The sequence below is a fragment of the Nocardia sp. NPDC004722 genome (assembly GCF_053601505.1).
The window spans coordinates 1-8,948 of record NZ_JBSGBY010000348.1; the positions used below are offsets into that span (position 1 = coordinate 1).

Consider the following 8,948-nt stretch of genomic DNA (forward strand, 5'->3'; position numbering starts at 1 on the left):
CCTCACCGCCCTCGACCCCGGCCACGGCGCCGTTGTCTACAGCAGCCCCCTCGACCGCGAATCCTGGAGCGAGACGGCCGAAGTCCCGGTCGGTATCGGCAGCGGCCCCACACCGACCGCCGACCTCACCGTGGTCGGTTCGCGGGCCTGGCTGGTCGTCGACAACCGAGTCCGATCCGGAGCCCGCCTCCTCAACGGCACCTGGAGCACCTGGAAAATGCCCTGCGGCGGCAACGGCCCCGCCTCCTGGACGGCACTGTCCGAACGACGGCTGTTCGCGCTGTGCGGGCGCTCGGGCCCCAACTCCGACGAGGCCGCGACCACCCGGCTGCTGACCTCCACCGACGGCGGCGCCACCTTCACCGAAACCAGTCAACTCGCACCGGAACTCACCGTCGACGCCACCGTCACCGCCATCGACGCCACCCATCTCGTCGTCAGCCTCGACAACCGGCTGCTGCTCTCGGTCGACGGCGGCGAAACCTGGACCACCTCCTACACCGCCCCGGCCAAGGACTGGAAGGTGGTCGGCACCCACTTCACCACCGACAGCACCGGATTCGCGATCACGGCGAAACCGGGGTCGGTCAACGACGCGACGGTCATGCTCACCACCCAGGACGGCGGGCACAGCTGGACCCTGGTCTCCTGATCAGCGGCCGGTGGCGCGCGCATAGTTCCAGCCCTGCCACGGATCCTCCGACAGGCGGGCACGGATGACATTCGCGATGGCGGCACGCTGCGGGCCGGGCAGGCCGTCGGCCGCGGGCAGCACATCGGCCGACAGCGTGCCCAGATACTCGGTGTCGAGGGTCTTACCTGCCTGCCAGCGGTCGATATTGCGTTCGGCCACAATGCCTTCGGGGTTCAACATGGCCAGACCCAGCAGGGTCGCGGCGGCCGCGCCGACCGCCGCGCGCGGCACCCAGCCGCGCCGCAACCGCACCAGGCTCGCCAGCACCAGCACGTACACCAGCGCGATCCAGCCCTCGAACACCTCCACCAGCAGCCGCATCACCGTGAACCCGTACGCCTGCTGATAGGTCCACATGCGGCCCAACGCCGACGCCACGATCACCAGCGTCAACCCGCACACCGTCGCGACCGCGACCCGCAGCCAGCGCCGCTCGACCGAAGCGCTCTGCCGTGCGAACCGCAGCACCGCGCCGATCACCGCCAGCGTCAACATGCTCACGATCGACAACTGCCAGAACCCGCTGCGCGCATACTCCGCATACGTCAGCCCCGCCGTGCGCTGCACATACCCGTCCCCGCCGAACAGCACCGCGATCTGCGTGCCGACGAACACGGCGAACACCAACGTCAACGCCGCCACCGGAATACCCCACTCCACCGTCGAGAACCGGCGAATCACCAACCAGCCCAACGGATCCGACTCCATCAAGAAGTCCGCACCCGCTTCGCCGTCCGCACCATCCGCGTCCTCGGCGTCGGTTCGGTCCTCATCATGCCGGGGTGGCGGCCCGGCGAGCAGATACAGCGCCCCCGCCGTCCCCAACGCACCGACCACGAACACCGCACCCCACCGCACCACCGCGGGCACATCCACCTGCGGCAGCAACCCGTCCACCAGTCCGGCGAACACCGCGTCGGCGCCCGACAGCAACGGCACCATGATCAACAGCAGAGCCGCCGCCACCGCGACCGACCACCACACCCGCTGCGACCCACCACCCAGCCGACCACGAGCTCCCCGCACCGCCCGATACAGCCACGGCGGCGAGATCACCGCCGCGAACGGCACCGCCACCACGTCGAACCACAGCCCATGCGCCGAACGCGGCACCACCGCCAACGACCCGGCCACCGCCGCCCCCACCACACACAACCCGAACAGCCACGGCGCATCCCGCACCGCCCCAACCCCCAACAATCCCAACGCCAACACGGCCCACCAGGCCCGCTCCCACCTCAACCGGCGCGAACCCGAGCGCTTCGTCGTGGCGGCACCGGACCCCTCGACCGGTGCCGCCCTGCGGGGGCGCCGCGCCCCCCCCCGCCCCCGCCCCCCCCCCCCGACGCCGTGGCGAGAAGCCGAACCCGTTGTACGCGTGTCGGATTCGGTCGGGCTGTCGGAGCCTGACACGGCGTCGTGGTCAGTCCGCGTGACGATCCGGCGGCGGGCGGCACGATCGACCGTGTACACAGCGCCCGCGACGGTCAGGCCCGCGAGCAGCCAGCCGACGCCGGGACGATCGACCGGGACCAGCACCGCAGCGGCCACCCCGCTGCCCACTGTCGCCGCCAGCAGCCCGCCCGGCAGCGACACCAGGTCCGCGCGCGGAATGTACGGCGGGCGAGGCGCACTCGGGTAGTCAGCGGTCGGCTGGGGTCGCGCGGCCGACCGCTCGGCGAGATACGCCGCGTACGAGGTCTGCGGGTCACGCGCCACCGGCGGGGCGGGCCACGCTCCAGCGGGCGCGGGGGCGAACTCGCCGTCGGCCTGAACAGCGGCGGCGTCAGACGCCTCCGCGTCAGAAGTCGCTGCGGCGGAGGGGCTTTCGGGCGGCGTCGCCGGGCTATCGGCCTTCAGCGCCGGATCTTCGGGGCTGGGATCAGGAAATCTGGGCTGTGTTTCGGGGTTTTCGGGCATGGCGGAGCCTCCGATGGGTGTGCGGGACCGTCCCGGGAGCGCGGGGCGCGCCGGGTGACGGATGGGGAGAAGGTCTAGGGAGTGGGGAGGGTGACGCGGATGCGGGAGCCCGGGTCGGCGACGGCGATGGTGCCGCCGTGCAGGTCGACGATCCAGCGGGCGATGGCCAGGCCCAGGCCGGTGCCGCCGCCGGTGGCCCGGCCGCCGCGGGTGAAACGTTCGAAGACGCGGGCACGGTCGGCGACCGGAATGCCGGGGCCGTCGTCGGCGACCTCCAGCACGGTGTGGCCACGTTCGGCGTGCGCGAACAACCGGACCTCGCCGTGCGCGGGCCCGTGCCGGGTGGCGTTGTCGAGCAGGTTGAGCAGCACCTGGTGCAGGCGGGCGCGGTCGGCGTAGACGACCAGGCCGGGAGTGCCGATCGCGATGGTGAAGCGGACCGGGCGTTCGACCGCGGCGGCCATCACCTCCGCCTCCGCGACCACCTCCTTCAGCAGCGGCGCCACCGGCACCGGCTCCCGATCCAGCGACACCGCACCGGCTTCCACACTCGACAGCGCCAGCAACTCCGACACCAGCGCGCTGAGCCGTTCGGTCTGCGCGAGCGCGGTGCGCAGGGTGGCCGGATCGGGCTGGGCGACCCCGTCGACCAGGTTCTCCAGCACCGCCCCCAACGCCGTGATCGGCGTACGCAATTCGTGCGACACATTGGCGATGAACTCGCGCCGCTGCGCGTCGGCGGCGGCGAGATCGGCGGCCATCTGATTGAACGCCACCGCCAACTGCCCCACCTCATCACGCGAGGTCGCGCGCACCCGGCGCGAATAATCGCCCTGCGCCATGCCTTTGGCCGCCGCCGTCATCTCCCGCAACGGCAGCGTCATCCCGTGCGCGAGCACCTGCGAGAGAATCAACGCCAGCACCGTGGCCGCGATCGTGGTCTTCTGCGGCAGCCACCCGATCTGATACGCGAAGAACCCGAACGCCACCGCCCCCGAAGTGACCAGCAGGATCGCCAGCTTCAACTTGATCCACGGCACCCGATCCAACGGCCGCGGCATCATCCCCGCCACCCGACCAAGCCCCGCGCGCAGCACCGCCCCAGCCTTCCTCGTGGCCGCGGAACTTCCCGCATCCCCGGCACTTCCCGTGCCACCGACGCGTCCGGCGTGCCCGGCGCTCATCGCGCCTCCAGCGCGTAGCCGACCCCGTGCACCGTGCGGATCAGGTCCGCGCCGAGTTTACGGCGCAACGCCTTGATGTGGGAGTCGACCGCGCGGGTGCCCGAGGCGTCGGCCCAGCCCCAGATCTCGCTGAGTAGTCGTTCGCGTGCCAGGACGGTGCGCGGGCGGCGCGCCAGATGCACCAGCAGCTCGAATTCCAGTGGGGTGAGCTGGGTTTCGGCGTCGGCGCGCCAGACGCGGCGCTGATCGGTGTCGATGCGCAGATCACCGACAACGAGGGTGGAGCCGGGGGCGGCGCTGCGTTCGATACGCCGCAGCAGGGCGTGCACGCGGGCGGTGAGCACCCGCATCGAGAACGGTTTGGTCAGATAGTCGTCGGCGCCGACACCGAGTCCGACGAGCATGTCGGTCTCGTCGGTGCGGGCGGTGAGCATGAGCACCGGCACCGGGCGGCGCGCCTGAATACGCCGGCACACCTCGAGGCCGTCGAAACCGGGCAGCATCACATCCAGCACCACCAGATCCGGGTCCCCGGCCGCCTCGGCCTCGACCGCGGCGGGCCCGTCATGCGCGAGGTCGACCGTGTAGCCCTCCGCGCGCAGCCGGGCGGCGATGGATTCGGCGATGGTCGGCTCGTCCTCGACCACCAGGATCCGGCGCGGGCTCCTCGGACTGGTTTCCATGCCGCTGACACTAGGCAACCGTCGTGGAGATGGTTCGCACCGAATGTGAAGATCCTGTGCAGACGCGCCCGCACGGCCGGTCGTACCACCTGGAAACGTCCTCTCCGACACGACGTCGTAGCATGTCCCGGTGCGCTCACCGACCGATCTCACCGCACGCCTGCGTGGCGCCGCGGTCGGTGCGGCCTCGGGCGCGGTGGCGATCCTCGCGCACGGACTCGGCGGCGGGACAGCGGACAGCTCGGCGCTGACCCTGCTGCTGGCCGCCTGCACGCTCATCGGGGTGGTGGTAGCCTCGCTGCGCCCCCGCTACGGGCTCGCCGGAACGATGGCCCTGCTGGCCGTCGGCCAGTCGGTCGGGCACGGGGCGCTGTCGATGGCGCCCGGCCATCACCATCAGCTGTCCTCGCCGTCGATGCTGGCCGCGCACCTGATCGCGATCCCGGTGGGCGCGTTGGCCATTCGCGCCGCCGAGGCGGGCCTGCGCCGGGCCGTCACCAGTGTGCGGCGGTTCATCCTGGCGCTGGCCTCCACACCCGCGCCACCGGCGTTCCGCACGACCGCGCGCCCGGGAGACGATCGCGCCGAAGCGCGCCGCCTGCTGGTCAGTCCCGGCATCGGCCGCCGCGGTCCGCCCGCGCCCGCCGCACCTGCCTTCTTCTTCGCTCCGGCCTGACACCGCGGCACCGCACGACCTCGATGTGGTCGACCCCTGCGCACGACAGTGCCTTTCGCACGACCGTGCCCTGCGCACGACAGTTCGCCGCGCACACCAGGTTTCGCCGTGCACCGGATGCTCCCCCCTCACCGACAGATGGAGACCTCCCATGTCCCAGATGCCCCGCTGCCACACCTTCCGCCTGCGCACCGGCGGCTTCGCCCGCCGTCTCGGCGCGGCCGCCGCCATCAGCACCCTCGCCCTGTTGCCCGTCGCCTGCTCCAACTCGCAGACCGCCTCGGACGCTCCCGCCAAGGCCGCCGAGGCGGTCAGCATGTCGGATCAGTGGATCAAGGCCGCCGACAGCGGCATGTCCGCCGCCTTCGGCACCTTCACCAACAACTCCGACAAGCCGGTCAACCTGGTGGCCGCCACCAGCCCCGCGTCGGCGACCGTCGAAATCCACGAGACCGCCCCCGACGGCGCTGGCGAGAAGACCATGCGCCCCAAGCCCGGCGGCCTGGTCATCCCCGCCCACGGCAAGGCCACCCTGCAGCCCGGCGGCGACCACCTCATGTTCATGGGGCTCAACGCGCCGCTGCGCACCGGCTCGGAAACCCCCATCACTCTGACCTTCTCCGACGGTTCCACCACCACCGTCACCGCGCAGGTGCGTGACTTCGCCGGCGGCAAGGAGAACTATCAGCCCTCCGGCGAAAACGCCACCCACGGTGGCTGACCCGCGCCGACCGGCCCTCTCGCGGCGGCGGTTGCTGGGCGGCTCGGCCGTCGTGGCGGGCGCGGCCGGGGCCGCCGGGCTCGGTTGGGGCGCGGCCGAACTCGGCCACCGCACCCATGACCGCGACCCCGGACTCGACACCGTCGACTTCTACGGCGCCCATCAGGCCGGGATCGCCACCGAGCCGCCCTTGCACGCGGCGTTCGTCGGCTACGACCTGGTCGCGGGCGCCGGACGCGACGATGTGATCGGGCTGCTGAAGATCTGGACCGACGACGCGGCCCGCCTCACCCGCGGCGCGCCCGCGCTCGCCGACACCGAACCGGAACTGGCCGCGCGCCCGGCCCGGCTCACCGTCACCGTCGGGTTCGGGCCGCGCCTGTTCACCGTCGCCGGGCTCGATGACCACCGCCCGGCCTGGCTGAAACCGTTGCCGCCGTTCACCATCGACAGGCTCGATCCCGCCTGGTGCGACGGGGACCTGGTGGTGCAGGTGTGCGCCGAGGAGGCGACCACCGTCGCGCACGCGGTACGCGTGCTGTCCAAGCACGTGAAATCGCTGGTCTCGGTGCGGTGGGTGCAGCGCGGATTCCGCAATGCCGCGCGCGGGCAGACCATGCGCAATCTCATGGGCTCGGTGGACGGCACCGTCAACATCGCCCCCGGCACCCCGGATTTCGAACGCCTGGTGTGGGACGACGGGGCCGCGCGGCCGTGGCTGGCCGGGGGCACCTCGATGGTGTTGCGGCGCATCGCCATGAACCTCGAGACCTGGGACGAACTCGACGCCGACGGGCGCGCCATCACCGTCGGCCGCACCGTCGCCGAGGGCGCACCCCTGTCGGGCACAACGGAATTCGACGAACCCGACTTCGCCGCCGTCGATCAGTACGGCATCCCGAAGATCCCGCCGTCCTCCCACATCGCCCGCGCCCATCACGCACATGACGGGGAACGGTTCCTGCGCCGCGGCTACAACTACGACGACGCGCCCGCCCCCGGGCACGTCTCCAACTCGGGGTTGCTGTTCGCGTCGTTCCAGCGCGACATCGACGCCCAATACCTGCCCGTGCAGCAGCGTTTGGCCGAATTCGACGCGCTCAACCAGTGGACGATTCCGGTCGGGTCCGCGGTCTTCGCCATCCCGCCCGGGGTGCCCGGGCCGGGCGGCTACCTCGGTCAGCAGCTGTTCGACAGCGTCGCGGCCCAACGGTGAGGGTCTCCGGTCGGAGCGCGGAGGGGGGCGGTCCGACCGGGTACGCGGGCGCGGCGGGCGGGCGCGACGCGGCGGACAGCCGTGATACGGCAGGGCCGACAGGCGCGAGGCCGCCGCGAACCCTAGGGTGTCGATCATGACCGTGCTGCGATCGATTCTGCTGTTCGGGCTGGCGGCCGTCGCCGAAATCGGTGGCGCCTGGCTGATCTGGCAAGGGGTGCGCGAGCATCGTGGCTGGGCGTGGATGGGGGCCGGGGTGGTCGCGCTCGGGTTCTACGGGTTCGTCGCCACCTTGCAGCCCGACGCCCACTTCGGGCGCATCCTCGCCGCCTACGGCGGGGTGTTCGTGGCCGGATCCCTGTTGTGGGCAATGGTTTTGGACGGATTCCGGCCCGACCGCTGGGACGTCACCGGCGCACTGGTGTGCCTGGCCGGGGTCGCGCTCATCATGTACGCGCCACGCCCGGCCTGAGACACGCTGACGGATTGCTCCACGTGAAACCGACTGCGACCGAACTGCATTCACGCACGCCGTGCAGAATTGCAGCGCGGGAATCGATTCGGCATCGCGCCGGTCAGCGCGCGCAGACGGCCTCGCAGTAGCGCGCGGGCGGCGTCAGTCCGTCGCGCCGAGCAGGCCGTCGACCAGGGTGCGGGCCAAACCCAGCGCCGACTCGTCGCCCATGCGGGTGGCGGTATTGGCGGCGCCGACGAGAGCGTCGAGCTGGAAGGCCACCGCATGCGGATCCAGCCCGGCCAGGAATCCCTGCTCCTGGGCGCGGACGATCTCCTTCTCCAGCACCGCGAACCAGTCGTCGCGGTCGGCGGCGAGCGCGTCGCGCACCGGACCGGGGCGGCTGTCGAACTCGGGGACGCTCTGGCCGCGGAAACAGCCGCCCGGCAGCATCGGCTCACCGATGTAGGCGAACCAGTTCTCCACCATCGCGCGTAGCCGCGGCATCCCACGCTCGCGGTCGTAGGCGGGGCGGATCACGATGTCGATGAACATCTCCCGCGCCGATTGCACGGCGGCGAGCTGCAACTTCTCCTTGGTGCCGAACAGCGTCGCCACCCCGGACTTGCTGACGCCCAGATCCCCCGCGAGCCGACCGAGACTCAATCCGGTCAGGCCCTCCACGGAGGCCACCTCGGCGGCGTGGCGCGCGATCGTCGCCCGGGCGCGCGCGCCCTTCAGCAGTCGCTGATCGGATATCTCCTGCTCGGCAGGCTGCACAGGTTCGTCCACCTCTCCATCTTGGCATCAACGGTTGCATAAACGCACGATCGGTCGTACTTTTCAACAATACGAACGATCGTGCGTGCAGTTTGATTCCGTTTCCTCTCACCCCTACCGAGATCCGAACCCCGCAGAGAGCACCCCGATGACCGAAACCACCCACCCCCAGCCCGCACCCCCCGACCCGGTCCCGCCGACCGCTCGGGCCGACACCGCCGAATCCCCTTCGACCGCAACCACATCCGCCCCGGCCACCTCCGCCTCCGCGCGATTGGCGCTGTTGGTCGCGTCGGGGGCGGCGTTCATGTCCTTCCTCGACCTGTCGGTGGTGAACATCGCCTTCCCCGCCATCACCCGCGAGTTCCCCGCCACCGCGCCCACCACGCTCACCTGGATCGTCAGCGGCTACGCCGTCGCCTTCGCCGCCCTGCTCACTCCGGCCGGACAGTTGGCCGACGCCCTCGGGCGCGGACGGGTATTCCTCACCGCGCTGGCCGGGTTCGCGCTCACCTCGCTGCTGTGCGCGCTCGCGCCGGGTGCGGACTGGCTCATCGCCGGGCGTTTCCTGCAGGGCGCGACCGCCGCGTTCCTCATCCCGGCCGGACTGGGCTTGGTCC

General features: G+C 71.4%; 10 protein-coding genes. 6 read left to right on the top strand and 4 right to left on the bottom strand.

Annotated features, from left to right (window positions below):
- Positions 1 to 652, top strand: a 652-nt coding sequence (locus tag ACWELQ_RS28680; RefSeq protein WP_452400148.1) for a WD40/YVTN/BNR-like repeat-containing protein, incomplete at its 5' end; no start/stop codon positions are given.
- Here ACWELQ_RS28680 and ACWELQ_RS28685 read toward each other — a convergent pair.
- From ACWELQ_RS28685 to ACWELQ_RS28695, 3 genes are all read right to left on the bottom strand, one after another.
- Positions 653 to 2,614 (bottom strand): DUF4153 domain-containing protein, encoded by a 1,962-nt coding sequence (locus ACWELQ_RS28685; RefSeq protein ID WP_452400149.1) that lies wholly within the window; start codon positions 2,612 to 2,614, stop codon positions 653 to 655.
- 74 nt (positions 2,615 to 2,688) lie between these two features.
- Positions 2,689 to 3,678, bottom strand: a complete 990-nt coding sequence (locus tag ACWELQ_RS28690) for a HAMP domain-containing sensor histidine kinase (RefSeq protein WP_452400157.1) — start codon at positions 3,676 to 3,678, stop codon at positions 2,689 to 2,691.
- Between the two features lie 116 nt (positions 3,679 to 3,794).
- Positions 3,795 to 4,481 carry a response regulator gene (locus ACWELQ_RS28695; RefSeq protein WP_452400150.1) on the bottom strand — a complete coding sequence of 229 codons (687 nt, stop codon included), beginning with the start codon at positions 4,479 to 4,481 and terminating at the stop codon, positions 3,795 to 3,797.
- Positions 4,482 to 4,611: 130 nt separating this feature from the next.
- Here ACWELQ_RS28695 and ACWELQ_RS28700 point away from each other — a divergent pair, with 130 nt between their 5' ends.
- The 4 genes from ACWELQ_RS28700 to ACWELQ_RS28715 all read left to right on the top strand — a co-directional run bounded on the left by ACWELQ_RS28700 (position 4,612) and on the right by ACWELQ_RS28715 (position 7,566).
- Complete coding sequence (locus tag ACWELQ_RS28700; RefSeq protein ID WP_452400151.1) at positions 4,612 to 5,157, top strand: hypothetical protein; 546 nt, start codon at positions 4,612 to 4,614, stop codon at positions 5,155 to 5,157.
- Positions 5,158 to 5,308: 151 nt separating this feature from the next.
- Positions 5,309 to 5,878, top strand: a complete 570-nt coding sequence (locus ACWELQ_RS28705) for a copper chaperone PCu(A)C (protein ID WP_452400152.1) — start codon at positions 5,309 to 5,311, stop codon at positions 5,876 to 5,878.
- Positions 5,871 to 7,094, top strand: a complete 1,224-nt coding sequence (locus ACWELQ_RS28710; protein ID WP_452400153.1) for a Dyp-type peroxidase — start codon at positions 5,871 to 5,873, stop codon at positions 7,092 to 7,094. Before ACWELQ_RS28705 ends, ACWELQ_RS28710 begins: the two co-directional genes overlap by 8 nt.
- 136 nt (positions 7,095 to 7,230) lie before the next feature.
- On the top strand, positions 7,231 to 7,566 hold the full coding sequence (locus tag ACWELQ_RS28715) for a YnfA family protein (protein WP_452400154.1): 336 nt from the start codon (positions 7,231 to 7,233) through the stop codon (positions 7,564 to 7,566).
- A gap of 144 nt (positions 7,567 to 7,710) precedes the next feature.
- Here the strand turns inward: ACWELQ_RS28715 and ACWELQ_RS28720 are convergent, their stop codons facing one another.
- The gene (locus ACWELQ_RS28720; protein ID WP_452400155.1) at positions 7,711 to 8,340 is read right to left on the bottom strand and encodes a TetR/AcrR family transcriptional regulator; all 630 of its coding nucleotides are present in this window, start codon (positions 8,338 to 8,340) and stop codon (positions 7,711 to 7,713) included.
- A 136-nt stretch (positions 8,341 to 8,476) separates the two neighbouring features.
- Here ACWELQ_RS28720 and ACWELQ_RS28725 point away from each other — a divergent pair.
- Positions 8,477 to 8,948, top strand: a 472-nt coding sequence (locus ACWELQ_RS28725; protein WP_452400156.1) for an MFS transporter, incomplete at its 3' end; no start/stop codon positions are given.

Excerpts from the sequence above, each read along its gene's own strand:
- ACWELQ_RS28685 (WP_452400149.1), bottom strand. The coding sequence starts at position 2,614 with ATGCCCGAAAACCCCGAAACACAGCCCAGATTTCCTGATCCCAGCCCC.
- ACWELQ_RS28690 (WP_452400157.1), bottom strand. The coding sequence starts at position 3,678 with ATGATGCCGCGGCCGTTGGATCGGGTGCCGTGGATCAAGTTGAAGCTG.
- ACWELQ_RS28695 (WP_452400150.1), bottom strand. The coding sequence starts at position 4,481 with ATGGAAACCAGTCCGAGGAGCCCGCGCCGGATCCTGGTGGTCGAGGAC.
- ACWELQ_RS28705 (WP_452400152.1), top strand. The coding sequence starts at position 5,309 with ATGTCCCAGATGCCCCGCTGCCACACCTTCCGCCTGCGCACCGGCGGC.
- ACWELQ_RS28715 (WP_452400154.1), top strand. The coding sequence starts at position 7,231 with ATGACCGTGCTGCGATCGATTCTGCTGTTCGGGCTGGCGGCCGTCGCC.